We start from the raw sequence: 13,777 nt of genomic DNA, 5'->3' as shown, positions 1-13,777 counted from the left end.
GGCGCATTCTACTCGAATCCGCCACCAGTGCAACCCTTTTATTTAGCTAACCTTTTGATTTACAAGAGGTTTTGCTTGAGGACTGCGCCGGAAGTGGTGCGCATTATAGGCACCTGAAAACAGCCGTCAACCGTTTATTTCGGTTTTCATCCATGGCATTTGCCCTCTCTTTATATAGAGGCAGTGCAGCGCTACCAGGACGCCTGCTGCAACCTGCGTTACGGCTTCCTTCAATCCAGCGTCCCCAGCCATTACACTAGTCGACCTTCTCATCCAGTCACGGCTCCCCATGTCCCAGCAAAGCCTCACTCCGCTAGATCTGCTTCTATTTCCGACCTGGCTGGTTCCGGTCGAGCCAGCGGGAGTAGTGCTCAAGGGGCATGGATTGGGCATCCGTGATGGACGTATCGTACTCATCGCACCGCGTGAGGAAGCACTCAAGCATCCGGCGCAGGAGAAGCTCGAACTCGAAGGAATGATATTGGCTCCCGGCCTGATCAATACACACGGACACGCGGCGATGACGCTGTTTCGTGGGCTGGCCGATGATCTACCACTGCAACGCTGGCTGCGCGACCACATCTGGCCGGCCGAAGCACGCTGGGTCGACGAAGACTTCGTGCGCTGCGGCACCGAACTGGCCATTGCCGAGCAGCTCAAAGGCGGCATCACCTGCTTCTCTGACATGTATTTCCACCCCGCTGTAGTAAGCGAACTGGTACATAAGCATGGCGTACGAGCACAGATTGCCGTCCCTGTGCTCGATTTCCCCGTACCCGGCGCACGCGACGCGGACGAGGCGCTACGCAATGGCGTGGCGTTGTTCGATGATCTCAAGCATCACCCGCGTATCTCGATCGCATTCGGGCCCCACGCGCCTTATTCGGTTGCGGATGACAAACTCGAAAACATCAGAATTCTGGTCGCCGAGATGGACGCCTGCATTCATATGCACGTCCATGAAACCGCGCACGAGATCCAAGAGGCGCTGCACAAGCATGGCGAACGCCCCTTGGTCAGGCTCGCGCGACTCCAGTTGCTCGGTCCTCGGTTCCAGGCTGTGCATATGACCCAGGTCGACGAAGAAGACATCGCGTTGCTCACCGAGCATAACTGCAGTGTCATTCATTGCCCCGAATCGAACTTGAAGCTCGCCAGCGGCTTCTGTCCTGTAGAGCGCCTGTGGGAAGCCGGAGTCAATGTTGCCATTGGCACCGATGGCGCCGCGAGCAACAACGATCTGGATCTGCTTGGCGAAACCCGTACCGCCGCGTTGCTGGCCAAGGCGGTCGCCGGTTCAGCGACCGCCCTGGATGCACATCGCGCATTGCGCATGGCTACGCTCAATGGTGCAAGGGCGTTGGGGATCGATGATCACACCGGCTCGCTGGAGATCGGAAAATTCGCCGACCTGGTCGCCGTCGATCTCTCCGGTTTGGCTCAGCAACCAATATACGATCCGGTTTCTCAGCTGATCTATTCCACAGGGCGAGACGCCGTCCGGCATGTCTGGGTAGGAGGAAAACAGTTGTTGAACAACGGCAAGCTGACCCGGATGGACGAGCAGCGTGTCATCGCGAATGCCCGCCAATGGGGCGCCCGGATTGCCAGCACGGACAGCCAGTGACGAAGGCGAGTAGATATGCAGGACCCCCGCGACCGAATGACCTATGCGCCCTCGCCGCTATCCGAAGCTGGCAACATGAGCGATTGCAGCTCAAGCTTCTTCTTCAAGCTTTATAAACGGACCAGACCATGAGCAACGTCGACCACGCTGAAATCGCCAAATTCGAAGCCCTTGCACATCGCTGGTGGGATCGCGAGAGTGAGTTCAAGCCACTGCATGAGATCAATCCATTACGGGTCAATTGGATAGACGAGCACATCTCTCTGGCCGGAAAGAAAGTCATCGACATCGGCTGCGGTGGCGGCATCCTGAGCGAGGCCATGGCGCAGCGTGGCGCTCAGGTGACTGGCATCGACATGGGCGAGGCTCCGCTGTCGGTTGCGCGCCTGCACCTTCTCGAATCCGGACTCGAAATCGATTATCGGCAGATCACCGCCGAAGCCATGGCCGCAGAGGCACCGGAGCAGTTCGACGTGGTCACCTGTCTCGAGATGCTCGAACACGTACCGGACCCGGCCTCGGTCATCCGGGCCTGCGCCACACTGGTCAAACCGGGCGGCCAGGTGTTCTTCTCCACCATCAACCGCAACCCGAAAGCCTACGCGTTCGCCATCATCGGCGCGGAGTATGTGTTGCAGCTGCTTCCGCGCGGCACACATGACTTCAAGAAATTCATCCGTCCTTCCGAGCTCGGCGCCTGGAGCCGTGATGCCGGCTTGGCCGTGAAGGACATCATCGGCCTTACCTACAACCCGCTGACCAAGCACTACAAGCTGTCGGCGGACGTCGACGTCAACTACATGGTCCAGACCGTCAAGGAGTCCTGATGCGCCTGCGCGCTGTTCTGTTCGACATGGACGGTACCCTGCTCGATACCGCTCCCGATTTCATCGCCGTGGCGCAGGCCATGCGGATTGCGCGCGGCCTGGAGCCGGTGCCGGATCAACAGATTCGTGATGTGGTGTCCGGTGGTGCCAGAGCCATGGTGCTCGGCGCCTTCGATGTGGACCCCATGTCGGACGAGTTCGAAGCATTGCGCCTGGAGTTTCTTGCGCGCTACCAGGAGCATTGCGCCGTGCATAGCCGCCTCTACGACGGCATGGCGGAACTGCTGGACGAAATCGAGCGATCCAACCTGCGCTGGGGTGTGGTAACCAACAAGCCGCTGCGTTTCGCCGAACCGATCATGCAGCAGCTGGGCCTGGCGTCCCGCTCTGCCGTGCTGGTCTGTCCTGATCACGTCGCCAATAGCAAGCCCGACCCCGAGCCGATGATCCTCGCGTGCAAACAGCTCGACCTTGATCCTTCTGCGGTCCTGTTCGTCGGTGATGACCTGCGCGACATCGAATCGGGACGAGCGGCGGGCAGCAGGACGGCCGCGGTGCGCTATGGCTATATCCATCCGCAAGACAACCCGAGCAATTGGGGCGCGGACGTAGTGGTGGATCACCCGCTGGATCTGCGCCAGGTCCTGGACAGCGCCCTGTGCAGTTGCTGAAACAGCCATAGGGTCACCACCACAGCATCATCACTCGGCAGTAATTGCCGAAGCACCCATCACTTTCGATTTACGAGGCATCCGATGTTCGAGTATTCCGCCCGCCCCGACCTGCTCACAGGGCGCATCATCCTGGTCACCGGCGCTGGCCGGGGCATCGGTGAAGCTGCTGCCAAGGCCTACGCGGCCCACGGAGCTACCGTGCTGTTACTGGGCAAGAATGAAGACAATCTGAATCGGGTGTACGACGAAATCGAAGCAGCCGGCCATCCGCGCCCCGCTGTCATCCCCTTCAACCTGGAGACAGCCCTGCCGCATCAGTACGACGAGCTGGCAGCCATGATCGAGCGGGAATTCGGACACCTGGACGGATTGCTGCACAACGCTGCGATCGTTGGCCCTCGCACGCCGATCGAGCAGTTGTCCGGCGACAATTTCATGCGAGTCATGCAGATCAACGTGAATGCCATGTTCATGCTGACCAGCACCCTGCTACCGCTGCTCAAGCTCTCCAAAGACGCCTCGGTGATCTTCACCTCCAGCAGCGTCGGACGCAAAGGCCGCGCCTACTGGGGTGCCTACGCCGTATCGAAGTTCGCCACGGAAGGACTGATGCAGGTTCTGGCCGACGAGCTGGACGATACCGCGTCGGTGCGCGCCAACAGCATCAACCCGGGCGCTACTCGGACCGACATGCGCGCCAAGGCGTACCCGGGCGAGAACCCGCTCGTCAATCCATTGCCGGAAGAAATCATGCCGGTCTATCTGTACCTGATGGGCCCGGATAGCGTCGGCATCAACGGCCAGGCGCTGAACGCGCAATGAAGTCCGCGCAGCGCAGTCATCCACTGCGCTGCGCTGCAGACCGCTCAGGGACGCTTGCTACGCTCGCGCCCGAAGCCGGGCCGCTGACCTTCTCCGGCCGGCTTCCTCGCCGGACCCGATGATCGCCCGCCGCCTTCGTGGCGCTTGCCGCCCTTGCGGGTATCCCCCGGACGCTCGGCAACCGGCGTACCACGCGGCTTTTCGCTGCCGCGCTGTTTGCGCTCGCTCTTGTCATCTCGTGCCGCACGCGGTTTATCCGCTACAGGCATGTCGGCTTCGTGGGCAGGACGAAGTACACGTGACCGCCGCTCGCCTCGCCCCAGTGGCTTGGCCACCTTGCGCTGCATGCGGTCAATCTTCTCCTTCGTCTTGGCCTTCATACACGGCAAGGCGACCGGCTTTAGGCCAACCTCCTCGCTGAGAATGTCCACCTCGGCTTGCGACATCTCGCGCCAACGCCCCATCGGCAAGTCGGACGTCATGAACACCGGCCCGAAACGGACACGCTTCAGCCGGCTGACGACCAGCCCCTGGGATTCCCAGAGCCGACGAACCTCACGGTTGCGGCCTTCCATGACCACGCAGTGATACCAATGGTTGAAGCCTTCGCCGCCAGGCGCTTCCTGGATATCGGTGAAGCGCGCCGGACCGTCCTCCAGCATCACCCCGGTCTTCAGCCGCTCGATCATCTCGTCGTCGACCTCGCCGCGCACACGTACCGCGTATTCCCGGTCCATCTCGTATGAGGGGTGCATCAGACGATTGGCCAGCTCACCGTCAGTGGTGAACAGCAGCAGCCCCGTCGTGTTGATATCGAGCCGGCCGATGTTGATCCAGCGGCCCTCCTTGGGACGTGGCAGGCGATCGAACACCGTAGGGCGGCCTTCGGGGTCGTTGCGGGTGCAGATCTCGCCGTCGGGCTTGTTGTAGATCAGCACACGCCGCACCACCTGGCTGGTTTCTTCGCGCTTGAGCAGGCGGCCATCGACCGCGATGGCGTCATGGGAATCGACACGCTGGCCGAGTGTGGCAACCGCGCCATTGACCTTGACGCGGCCCTCGACGATCCACTTTTCGACGTCGCGACGCGACGCGATGCCCAGACGGGCAAGGACTTTCTGCAGCTTCTCGCCGTGCGTGGCGTGGATCGTGGTTTCTTCGTGCTCGGTCATCTGGGCACCTCCCGGTGTGGCAATCCGATTGAAAGGGCGCGAATCATACGCGGATCATGCCGGCTGCGCACCTTGCGCCAGTCGGACGGCGGCGCCAGTCCGACCTAGGGCAAAGCGGCCAGGGCCTCCGCGGTGCGCTGCTGGATGCCCGCCCAGTCGCCGCGCTCCAGCGTTGCGCTGTCGATCATCCAGGTACCGCCGACACACATGACGTTAGCCAGCGCCAGGTACTGGGCTGCGTTGGCAGCGCTCACCCCACCGGTCGGGCAGAACCGAACGTCCCCGAACGGTCCGCCGAGGGCCTTGAGCGCGGCGATGCCGCCACACACCTCGGCCGGGAACAGTTTGAAGCGCCGATAACCCAGCGCGTAGCCTTCCATGACGTCGGACGCACTGCTCGCGCCCGGTAGCAAGGGTACCGAGCAGCTCACCCCGGCTTCGAGGATGTCGCGGGTAGAGCCCGGCGTGACGATGAACTGGGCGCCGGCCGCCTCCACTTCGTCCATCATGCGCCGGTCGAGGACGGTTCCGGCGCCGATGCAGAGGTCCGGTCGTTCCTGGCGCAACCGCTGAATAGCGGTCAGGCCATGACGCGAGCGCAAGGTAATCTCCAGGGTACGCAGGCCACCCGCCGACAAGGCATCGGCGAGCGGCAGGATCTGCTCTTCGCTGCCAATGGTGATGACCGGCAGAATCCGCGCCGCGACGCAGATCTGTTCGATCAGGGCATTCTTCTGGTCCATGGTCATGCAGGAGTCCTCGGGCCTCACGGGCACCAGTAGATTTCGAGCGGAGCGTGCAGGAATGCCCGGATGGGCATCTGCAATGGATCGGCACTCAGCGCTACACGCAGGGTTTCAAGCTTTTCGCTGCCTTGAATGGCCAGACACTGCATCCTGGCGCAGGCCAGTAGAGGATAGGTCATCGTCAGGCGGGCCTCGGGGGCGACCGGTGCCTGCGTAGCCACACAGCGCTCGGGACAATCCTCCCGCAAGGCATGCGCCAAGTTGGCGCTGCCAGGGAACAGCGAAGCGGTGTGCCCGTCGTCGCCCATGCCGAGCACGAGCACATCGATCGGCTGATGCAATTGGTCGAGCGCCGCATTGGCGAAGCCCGCAGCCTGCTCGAGCGAGTCGGCTGGCTGGTAGAGCCCGATCAACCGGGCGGCATTCGCGGCATTCTGCAGAAGGTGGCGCCGCAGCAAGCCTTCGTTGCTGGCCGGATCGGTTGGCGAGACCCAGCGCTCGTCGGCCAGGCTGATCTGGATCTTTGCCCAGTCCAGCTCTCGCCTAGAGAGGGACTCGAAGAACGCAACCGGGCTCCGCCCACCGGATACCACCAGACTTGCGACGCCGTGTGTCTGTACCGCGTAGCGCAACGCCTTGGCGACGCTGTCGGCCATCAGTTCGGCCTGCCGCTGCGCGTCCGCCGAGCTATGGGCGATCACGCCCGTGGGTAAATCCAGTTCAGAGATCGCCATACCACGCCCTCCCGTCGCGCGTGATCAGTGCAATCGAAGCGACCGGCCCCCAGGAACCCGCCGGGTACAGTTTGAGCTCAGCACCGAGCCGACTCCAACCGTCGATCAACTGATCGCACCAATGCCACGCATATTCGATTTCATCCCTGCGCACGAACAGATTCTGGTTGCCTTGCATCACCTCGAGCAACAGGCGCTCATAAGCATCCGGAATTCGCGCGCTTTTATAAGTCTCCGAGAAATTCAGCTGCAGCGGCCCACTGCGAAGATGCATGCCCTTGTCCAGCCCCTGCTCCTTGGTCATGACTTGCAGCGAAATGCCTTCATCCGGTTGCAGGCGGATGATCAGGCGATTGCTGATCAGCGCGCGTTGCTCGGGGGCGAAGATGTAGAACGGCGGCTCCTTGAAATGGATGACGATCTGCGACAGCTTCTGCGCCATGCGCTTGCCGGTACGCAGGTAGAACGGCACGCCGGACCATCGCCAGTTGCAGATATCGGCCCGCAAGGCGACGAACGTCTCGGTGCTGCTCTGCGCGTTGGAATTCTCCTCGTCCAGATAACCCGGCACCGAAACGCCACCTACGTTGCCCGCCGCGTACTGCCCGCGCACGACCCGCTGATGGATGGATTCGGCCGTGATCGGAGCCAGTGCCTTGAGCACCTTCACTTTCTCGTCACGGATGCTGTCAGCGGTGAGATTGCTCGGCGGATCCATGGCGATCAGGCAGAGCAGCTGCAGCAAGTGGTTCTGCACCATGTCGCGCAGCTGGCCGGCCTGATCGAAATAGCCCCAACGGCCTTCGATGCCCACCGTTTCGGCCACGGTGATCTCGACGTGGGAAATATGGTGCTGGTCCCACTGAGTTTCGAACAGGCTGTTGGCGAAGCGCAGCGCGATCAGATTCTGGACGGTTTCCTTACCGAGATAGTGGTCGATGCGGTAGATACGGCTCTCAGGAAAATGCTCGGCAACGGCATCGTTGATTACCCTGGACGATTCGAGATCGTGACCGATGGGCTTCTCCAGAACGACCCGGGCCTGTTCGGCGAGCCCGCTCGCCGCGAGGAACCTGCAGATGTCGCCATACACCGCGGCGGGCGTTGCGAAATAGGCGACCAGGGGCAAGTCCTGCGGTATGCACTCTCGAAGCGCCGCGTAGTCCTCACCGCGACGGAAATCCATGGTGAGGTAGCGCAGCCGCTCGGCAAAGCGCTCAAGCGCCGGCTCGTCGAGTTCGCCAGCCGGTACGCGTGCTCGCAACGCCTGAATGATTCGCGACTTGTGCGCCTCAGGCTCACCACCTTCACGCGACAGCGCAAGGATTCGCGTATCGCCATGCAGCAGACCGGCACGATCCAGCTGGTAAAGCGCCGGAAACAGCTTGCGCAGCGCAAGATCGCCCAGGGCGCCGAACAAGGAAAAAGTGGTTGGTTCTACGGTGATGCCTGGCATGGGCTGTCCACTTCAATGGTCAGTGAATGACGGCTCGAACACTGACCGATCGGAATTGCAGCCAGCCAGCGGCACAGATTCCCGATCGGACTTCTATGCAGACCACCATGCGGGGCAAATGCTCAGCGAGATTCGCCAATCGGCCATGCAGGGCCGGACTGGCGAGGAGTAGAAGATTCGAGCGCTACGCCCTTCCAGATAAAACCGATCAGCTCTCCGCCAGGCGCGAGCGGAACAGTGCCTGATGCTTTCGGCATTGCTGTGCGGCCAGCAGGAATACGCCATGTCCACCACGGGTGAATTCCAGCCAGGTGAAATCCACTTCCGGATACAGCGCCTGAACATGAACCTGACTGTTGCCCACCTCGACGATCAGCACACCATCGTCGGTAAGGTGATCCGCGGCTTCGGCGAGCATGCGACGGACCAGGTCCAGCCCATCGTTACCGCACGCCAGGCCGAGCTCCGGCTCATGATGGAACTCATCTGGCATATCCGCGAAATCCTCGGCGTCGACATACGGCGGGTTCGACACGATCAGGTCGAAGCGCTGATTGGGCAGCCCGTCGAAACCATCGCTTTGCACGGTGTAGACGCGCTCTTCGAGACCATGCTGCTCGATGTTGCGGTTGGCCACCTCGAGCGCATCGAACGAGATGTCCGCCAGCACGACTTCTGCTTCGAGGAATTCATACGCACAGGCGATACCGATGCAGCCCGACCCGGTGCAAAGATCAAGGATGCGTTTCGGGGTATCGGGCAGCCAGGGTTCGAAACGATGCTCGATCAGCTCACCGATGGGCGACCTCGGAATGAGCACGCGCTCATCGACAATGAACGGCAGGCCACAGAACCAGGCCTGCCCCAGCAGGTAGGCAGTCGGTACGCGCTCTTCGATACGCCGACGCAGCAGGTTCTGCAGGTGTTCGCACTCATCCGCTTCCAGGCGACAGTCCAGATAGCTATCGGACATCTCCCACGGCAGATGAAGTGCCCCCAGAACCAGCTGACGCGCATCGTCCCAGGCGTTGTCGGTGCCGTGGCCAAAGAACAGCTGCTCCGCCTGAAAACGGCTGACAGCCCAGCGAATATAGTCACGCAGGGTACGCAAGCGAGAGAGCGAAGCGGTCACAAGGGCGTCTCCTGTAAAAAGTGCGCGAGTTTAACAGGCATCGGAAAACCCGAGCTACGGCGGTGGTTGCCGAGACCTGTGGTTCGCCAGCAAAGTTGAGACAGCTTTGTAAATGCCCAATTCGTTGCGAGCGTTCGCTGATCACTGGCAGTACCCTTCGGCACGGAATTTTTGCGGCAATCCGAGCGTCAAGAGCGCGACCGAGCAGTCACTCGCCTGCCAAGCGAAACAATCGGCTGGACGGTTCACATCGGCGCGCTCAGGCGCCACAATCAGCCCCCTCACAGCACAAGGAGCCGACAATGACCAAGCCACAGACCATGCTTCAGCTCAGTGGCCGCAGCTATAACCCGGCGACGCTGACGAATGCCACCCTGCTGGTCATCGACGTGCAGGAGGAATACCGCAGTGGCGTTCTGGCCCTGCCCGCCCTGGATCGGGCGCTACCGGAAATCACCCGCCTGCTGGCAGCTGCGCGCGCGGCCGGCGCACCGATCGTGCATGTGCATCACCTGGGCATCAGCGGCGGGCTGTTCGATCCTCAAGGTTTTCGTGGACAGATCATGCCCGAAGCCGCGCCGCTGCCCGGCGAGCCCGTGGTCGCCAAACGCCTCCCCAATGCTTTTTCCGGCACCGAGCTGCACGAGCTGCTGCAGAAGCTCGGCCGCCTCGATCTCATCGTTTGCGGCTTCATGACCCATTCGAGCATCAGCACCACCGTTCGCGCTGCCAAGGATTACGGCTATCGCTGCACTCTCGTCGACAGCGCCTGCGCCACGCGCAACCTGCCGATGGGCGAAGGCAGCATCGATGCCGAACAGGTCCATCGCATTGAAATGACCATCCTTGCCGACAACTTTGCGGTCTGCGTGCCGGACACAGCAGCCCTGAGCCGCTAGGACGCTTTCTGCGCGCGGCAGTGGCTGGGGTAAACTGGCCTTCTGTTTGGAGGCCCCATGCAAGACGACGACGATTTTTCCCTCTTCCAATCGGCCGTGCGCGGTGTCAAGCCGATAACCCATGACCGTGCCGAAACCGGCAAGGTCCGCAGCAACCGCGAACAGATCGCGACCCGCCGCAGCAACGCCACGCTCAACAACGACTCGACGCGCGTCGACGGACTGTCGGACCAGTTCGTCATCGACGTCGGCGCGGAGGATGAGCTCTACTGGGCGCGTGACGGCGTGCAGGACGCACAGATGCGCAAGCTCAAGGCCGGCCAGATACCGTTCGAAGGCAGCCTGGATCTGCATGGGATGACAGTGGAAAAGGCCCGCGAACAGCTGTGGGAGTTCATCGCCGAAGCAACCCGCCTCGAAGTCCGTTGCGTCCGCGTAACTCATGGCAAGGCCGCGCGGCTGGATGGCAAGCGCCCGTTGATCAAGAGCCACGTAAACACCTGGTTGCGGCAACACCCGCAGGTGCTTGGTTTCACGTCCTGCCTGCCGCGCCATGGGGGGACCGGCGCACTCTACGTGGTGCTCAAGCGCACCATGCTGGAAGGGCGCGACGAATGACTGCTCGGCTCACGCCAGTCGCTCGACAGGCTTGCCAGCAGAGCGGCAGCCCCCTACCCTTCGCGTTCGCGACCCTATGAAGCCTGACAGGTAGCTCAATGTCCCTGGAACAACACTACACCGCGATCCTTGGCCAACTTGGCGAGGACGTTAACCGCGAGGGTCTGCTCGACACACCCAAACGCGCCGCCAAAGCCATGCAGTACCTGTGCAAGGGCTACCAGCAGACCCTCGAAGAGGTGACCAACGGCGCGCTGTTCAGCTCCGACAACAGCGAGATGGTGCTGGTCAAGAACATCGAGCTGTATTCGCTCTGCGAACACCACATGCTGCCTTTCATCGGCAAGGCGCACGTCGCCTACCTGCCCAACGGCAAGGTGCTTGGCCTGTCGAAGGTCGCCCGGATCGTCGACATGTATGCGCGTCGACTGCAGATTCAGGAAAACCTGACCCGCGAGATCGCCGAAGCGATGCAGCAGGTCACCGGAGCCTCCGGTGTAGCCGTGGTCATCGAAGCCCAGCACATGTGCATGATGATGCGCGGTGTCGAGAAGCAAAATTCTTCCATGGTCACATCGGTGATGCTGGGCCAGTTCCGCGACAATGCCGCTACTCGTAGCGAGTTTCTCGGGCTGGTGAAGTAGCTCAGAGAAGACAGGGCCTTCACGGCCCTGTCTTTTTAGCTCCTCAATCGTACATGCCTACATGCCGCGGATGGCTCGCAACGCGCTGCAGCCACTGACGGATCGCTGGATACCCCCCCAGATCGAAACCACCCTCTTCCGCCACGTGGGTGTATGCGTAGAGCGCAACGTCGGCGATGGAATAGTGATCACCCACCAGATACGGCGTGCGCAGCAGCTGTTGCTCCATCACGTTAAGGGCATGATAGCCGTCGAGCTGCTTGGCCTCGTATTCCTCGCGCCGCTCTTCCGGCATCCCCAGATAGACCTTGATGTACCGCGCCACGGCAATGAACGGCTCGTGACTGTACTGCTCGAAGAACTGCCACTGCAGCACCTGAGTGCGCAGGCGCGGATCGGTCGGAAGGAACTCGCTGCCCTCGGCCAGGTAGTTCAGGATGGCGTTGGACTCCCATAGACAGGAGCCGTCCTCGAGTTCCAGCACCGGGATCTTGCCGTTCGGATTCTTCTTGAGAAACTCCTCCGAGCGCGTCTCGCCTCGAAGGATGTTGATCGCAATCCACTCGTACGGCTGGTCCAGCAGGTGCAGCATCAGCTTGATCTTGTAGCAATTACCCGACCGATAATCGCCATAGACTTTCAACATGGTCTCCCCTCCCGATCGACCCGCGGCGCGGGTCGGCAATAACTCCTCACGCAGCTTCCAGCGCACCGGCGTCGCGAATGACCTGGGCCAGCCTGCGTAGTCCCTCGTCCATGCGCTCAGCCGCGACATGACTGAAATTCAGCCTCAGATAGCCGGGGTTTGCGTCCGGTTCGACGAAGAACGGCTCGCCGGGCATGAACACGACATCCTCGGCCAGCGCTCGATTGAGCAGCGTTCGCGTGTCAAGCGGCTGCTTGAGCGTCAACCAGAAGAACAGCCCGCCCTGCGGCAACTCCCAGGTCGCCAGATCGCTGAAGTGCTCCCTCAGCGCCGCCTGCATGGCATCGCGGCGGACTCGGTAGAACTCGCGCAACTGTCCGAGATGCGCCTGGTAATGGTCGCTGCCCAGCCATTGCAACGCCTGCCATTGCCCGATCCGATTGGTATGCAGATCTGCCGACTGCTTGAGGCGCAGCAGATAAGGAAACAGGTCCGCAGACGCGATCAGGTAGCCCACCCGCAAACCGGGCAGCAGCGTCTTGGATACCGTGCCGGTGTAGATCCAGCTGGCCCGCTTGAGGCGCGACACGATGGGCCTGGCACTGCCCTGGTCGAACACCAGTTCACGGTACGGCTCGTCCTCCAGCAAGGTCACACCGTATTCATCCAGCAGATCGGCAACGGCCTCACGCTTGGCTTCGCTGTAACGGACCGCAGAAGGATTCTGGAAGGTCGGAATCAGGTAGGCGAAAGCCGGAGTGTGCTGCTCCAGCGTGGAACGCAGTGCCGCCAGATCCGGTCCGTCAGCCTGCTGCGCAACGGCCAGACACTGTGCACCGAACAGCTGGAACGACTGCAGCGCGGCGAGATAGGTCGGCGCCTCGACCAGCACCTCGGTGCCCGAGTCGATGAACAGCTTCGAGGCGAGATCCAGCGTCTGTTGCGACCCACTGACAATCAGCACCTGACTGGCCTCGCAGGGCACGCCGAGCGCCCGGGCCTGAGCCGCGATGGCTTCGCGAAGGGCGGGTTCGCCTTCGCTCATGCCGTATTGCCCCATGCTCGCAGGCAGCTCGGCCCAATCCACCGCGGGTAACATCGCCTCAGCCGGCAACCCACCGGCAAAGGACATCACCTCAGGACGCTGGGCTGCGGCGAGAATTTCACGAATCAGGGAGCTTTTCAGGCGAGTAATACGTTCGGAGAAGGCCATTTCCATACCAGGTGCGAGGCGTTGCAAAATAAGTCAAACTTCTTGACCGAAATTACGCCTCTCATAATAAATACGTCAATATGCCTGACCTAAAAAAAAGCGCCGTGCAGCGCCAGATAATGGAAAGCTTCTTTCTCGGCTATCAGGCTTTCACGGCAAAGCCTGACGAGATGCTGGCCCGTCGCGGCCTGTCCCGCGTGCACCACCGCATCCTGTTCTTTATCGCCAGCTATCCCGACCTGAGCGTCAAGGAACTGCTGAGCTACCTGGGCGTTACCAAGCAGGCGCTGAACACACCATTGCGCCAACTGATCGAAATGCATCTGGTGGAAAGCCTCACGGCGGAGGACGACAAGCGCAAACGCATGCTGCGCTTCACCGCCGAGGGAGCGAAGCTCGAGCAAGCACTGCGCCGGGAACAGGTCAGGCTGCTACAGCGCGCCTTCGATGACGTGGGGGAACAGTCTGTAGACGGCTGGCTCGCGGTCAACCAGGCGCTCGCCATGGAAAAGGCCAAAGGCTGACAGCTCTCGCCGAGGCGGGGCGCTCCATCACGTGGAATCGCAG

At 61.5% G+C, this 13,777-nt stretch carries 15 protein-coding genes; 8 read left to right on the top strand and 7 right to left on the bottom strand.

Annotation, left to right across the window (positions count from 1 at the left end; genetic code table 11):
- Positions 1–289: 289 nt before the first annotated feature.
- The 4 genes from VF716_RS20265 to VF716_RS20250 all read left to right on the top strand — a co-directional run bounded on the left by VF716_RS20265 (position 290) and on the right by VF716_RS20250 (position 3,950).
- Complete coding sequence (locus tag VF716_RS20265) at positions 290–1,627, top strand: TRZ/ATZ family hydrolase (protein WP_081312250.1); 1,338 nt, start codon at positions 290–292, stop codon at positions 1,625–1,627.
- A gap of 128 nt (positions 1,628–1,755) precedes the next feature.
- Positions 1,756–2,454 carry a bifunctional 2-polyprenyl-6-hydroxyphenol methylase/3-demethylubiquinol 3-O-methyltransferase UbiG gene (gene ubiG, locus VF716_RS20260; protein ID WP_011913443.1) on the top strand — a complete coding sequence of 233 codons (699 nt, stop codon included), beginning with the start codon at positions 1,756–1,758 and terminating at the stop codon, positions 2,452–2,454.
- Positions 2,454–3,125 carry an N-acetylmuramic acid 6-phosphate phosphatase MupP gene (mupP, locus tag VF716_RS20255; protein ID WP_014596831.1) on the top strand — a complete coding sequence of 224 codons (672 nt, stop codon included), beginning with the start codon at positions 2,454–2,456 and terminating at the stop codon, positions 3,123–3,125. Before ubiG ends, mupP begins: the two co-directional genes overlap by 1 nt.
- Positions 3,126–3,209: 84 nt before the next feature.
- On the top strand, positions 3,210–3,950 hold the full coding sequence (locus tag VF716_RS20250) for a YciK family oxidoreductase (protein WP_020308859.1): 741 nt from the start codon (positions 3,210–3,212) through the stop codon (positions 3,948–3,950).
- Between the two features lie 44 nt (positions 3,951–3,994).
- Here the strand turns inward: VF716_RS20250 and rluB are convergent, their stop codons facing one another.
- The 5 genes from rluB to prmB all read right to left on the bottom strand — a co-directional run bounded on the left by rluB (position 3,995) and on the right by prmB (position 9,190).
- Positions 3,995–5,122, bottom strand: a complete 1,128-nt coding sequence (rluB, locus tag VF716_RS20245; protein WP_125873159.1) for a 23S rRNA pseudouridine(2605) synthase RluB — start codon at positions 5,120–5,122, stop codon at positions 3,995–3,997.
- A 104-nt stretch (positions 5,123–5,226) separates the two neighbouring features.
- Positions 5,227–5,871, bottom strand: coding sequence for a bifunctional 4-hydroxy-2-oxoglutarate aldolase/2-dehydro-3-deoxy-phosphogluconate aldolase (locus tag VF716_RS20240; RefSeq protein WP_011913447.1), 645 nt, complete (start codon positions 5,869–5,871; stop codon positions 5,227–5,229).
- A gap of 17 nt (positions 5,872–5,888) precedes the next feature.
- Complete coding sequence (gene pgl / locus VF716_RS20235) at positions 5,889–6,602, bottom strand: 6-phosphogluconolactonase (RefSeq protein WP_017245668.1); 714 nt, start codon at positions 6,600–6,602, stop codon at positions 5,889–5,891.
- The gene (gene zwf, locus VF716_RS20230; RefSeq protein ID WP_135265919.1) at positions 6,589–8,058 is read right to left on the bottom strand and encodes a glucose-6-phosphate dehydrogenase; all 1,470 of its coding nucleotides are present in this window, start codon (positions 8,056–8,058) and stop codon (positions 6,589–6,591) included. Before zwf ends, pgl begins: the two co-directional genes overlap by 14 nt.
- 208 nt (positions 8,059–8,266) lie before the next feature.
- Positions 8,267–9,190, bottom strand: coding sequence for a 50S ribosomal protein L3 N(5)-glutamine methyltransferase (gene prmB, locus VF716_RS20225; RefSeq protein WP_020308854.1), 924 nt, complete (start codon positions 9,188–9,190; stop codon positions 8,267–8,269).
- Between the two features lie 302 nt (positions 9,191–9,492).
- On the opposite strand from prmB, the gene VF716_RS20220 reads away from it, so the two are divergent.
- The 3 genes from VF716_RS20220 to folE all read left to right on the top strand — a co-directional run bounded on the left by VF716_RS20220 (position 9,493) and on the right by folE (position 11,351).
- Positions 9,493–10,089, top strand: a complete 597-nt coding sequence (locus VF716_RS20220) for a cysteine hydrolase family protein (RefSeq protein WP_011913451.1) — start codon at positions 9,493–9,495, stop codon at positions 10,087–10,089.
- Positions 10,090–10,146: 57 nt separating this feature from the next.
- Positions 10,147–10,707 carry a Smr/MutS family protein gene (locus tag VF716_RS20215; protein WP_020308853.1) on the top strand — a complete coding sequence of 187 codons (561 nt, stop codon included), beginning with the start codon at positions 10,147–10,149 and terminating at the stop codon, positions 10,705–10,707.
- 98 nt (positions 10,708–10,805) lie between these two features.
- Positions 10,806–11,351, top strand: a complete 546-nt coding sequence (folE, locus tag VF716_RS20210) for a GTP cyclohydrolase I FolE (RefSeq protein WP_011913453.1) — start codon at positions 10,806–10,808, stop codon at positions 11,349–11,351.
- Positions 11,352–11,394: 43 nt separating this feature from the next.
- Here the strand turns inward: folE and VF716_RS20205 are convergent, their stop codons facing one another.
- Both VF716_RS20205 and VF716_RS20200 read right to left on the bottom strand, forming a co-directional pair.
- The gene (locus VF716_RS20205; RefSeq protein ID WP_019406875.1) at positions 11,395–11,997 is read right to left on the bottom strand and encodes a glutathione S-transferase family protein; all 603 of its coding nucleotides are present in this window, start codon (positions 11,995–11,997) and stop codon (positions 11,395–11,397) included.
- 46 nt (positions 11,998–12,043) lie between these two features.
- Positions 12,044–13,210 carry an aminotransferase-like domain-containing protein gene (locus VF716_RS20200; RefSeq protein WP_020308852.1) on the bottom strand — a complete coding sequence of 389 codons (1,167 nt, stop codon included), beginning with the start codon at positions 13,208–13,210 and terminating at the stop codon, positions 12,044–12,046.
- Positions 13,211–13,290: 80 nt separating this feature from the next.
- On the opposite strand from VF716_RS20200, the gene VF716_RS20195 reads away from it, so the two are divergent.
- Entirely contained in the window at positions 13,291–13,734 is a 444-nt protein-coding gene (locus VF716_RS20195; RefSeq protein WP_011913456.1) for a MarR family winged helix-turn-helix transcriptional regulator, read from the top strand.
- The last annotated feature ends 43 nt before the right edge of the window (positions 13,735–13,777 follow it).

The sequence above is a fragment of the Stutzerimonas sp. Brlt_14 genome, assembly GCF_051948915.1.
GTDB classification, from domain to species: Bacteria; Pseudomonadota; Gammaproteobacteria; order Pseudomonadales; family Pseudomonadaceae; genus Stutzerimonas; species Stutzerimonas stutzeri.
The sequence above is the reverse complement of the archived record's forward strand: the minus strand, read 5'-3'. Positions and strand labels throughout refer to the sequence as shown.

What these genes read in the sequence shown, in the direction of transcription:
- VF716_RS20205 (WP_019406875.1), bottom strand. Translation starts at nt 11,997, where the DNA reads ATGTTGAAAGTCTATGGCGATTATCGGTCGGGTAATTGCTACAAGATC.
- VF716_RS20250 (WP_020308859.1), top strand. Translation starts at nt 3,210, where the DNA reads ATGTTCGAGTATTCCGCCCGCCCCGACCTGCTCACAGGGCGCATCATC.
- VF716_RS20200 (WP_020308852.1), bottom strand. Translation starts at nt 13,210, where the DNA reads ATGGCCTTCTCCGAACGTATTACTCGCCTGAAAAGCTCCCTGATTCGT.
- folE (WP_011913453.1), top strand. Translation starts at nt 10,806, where the DNA reads ATGTCCCTGGAACAACACTACACCGCGATCCTTGGCCAACTTGGCGAG.
- pgl (WP_017245668.1), bottom strand. Translation starts at nt 6,602, where the DNA reads ATGGCGATCTCTGAACTGGATTTACCCACGGGCGTGATCGCCCATAGC.
- VF716_RS20195 (WP_011913456.1), top strand. Translation starts at nt 13,291, where the DNA reads ATGCCTGACCTAAAAAAAAGCGCCGTGCAGCGCCAGATAATGGAAAGC.
- VF716_RS20240 (WP_011913447.1), bottom strand. Translation starts at nt 5,871, where the DNA reads ATGACCATGGACCAGAAGAATGCCCTGATCGAACAGATCTGCGTCGCG.
- VF716_RS20220 (WP_011913451.1), top strand. Translation starts at nt 9,493, where the DNA reads ATGACCAAGCCACAGACCATGCTTCAGCTCAGTGGCCGCAGCTATAAC.
- mupP (WP_014596831.1), top strand. Translation starts at nt 2,454, where the DNA reads ATGCGCCTGCGCGCTGTTCTGTTCGACATGGACGGTACCCTGCTCGAT.
- VF716_RS20265 (WP_081312250.1), top strand. Translation starts at nt 290, where the DNA reads ATGTCCCAGCAAAGCCTCACTCCGCTAGATCTGCTTCTATTTCCGACC.
- VF716_RS20215 (WP_020308853.1), top strand. Translation starts at nt 10,147, where the DNA reads ATGCAAGACGACGACGATTTTTCCCTCTTCCAATCGGCCGTGCGCGGT.
- zwf (WP_135265919.1), bottom strand. Translation starts at nt 8,058, where the DNA reads ATGCCAGGCATCACCGTAGAACCAACCACTTTTTCCTTGTTCGGCGCC.
- rluB (WP_125873159.1), bottom strand. Translation starts at nt 5,122, where the DNA reads ATGACCGAGCACGAAGAAACCACGATCCACGCCACGCACGGCGAGAAG.
- ubiG (WP_011913443.1), top strand. Translation starts at nt 1,756, where the DNA reads ATGAGCAACGTCGACCACGCTGAAATCGCCAAATTCGAAGCCCTTGCA.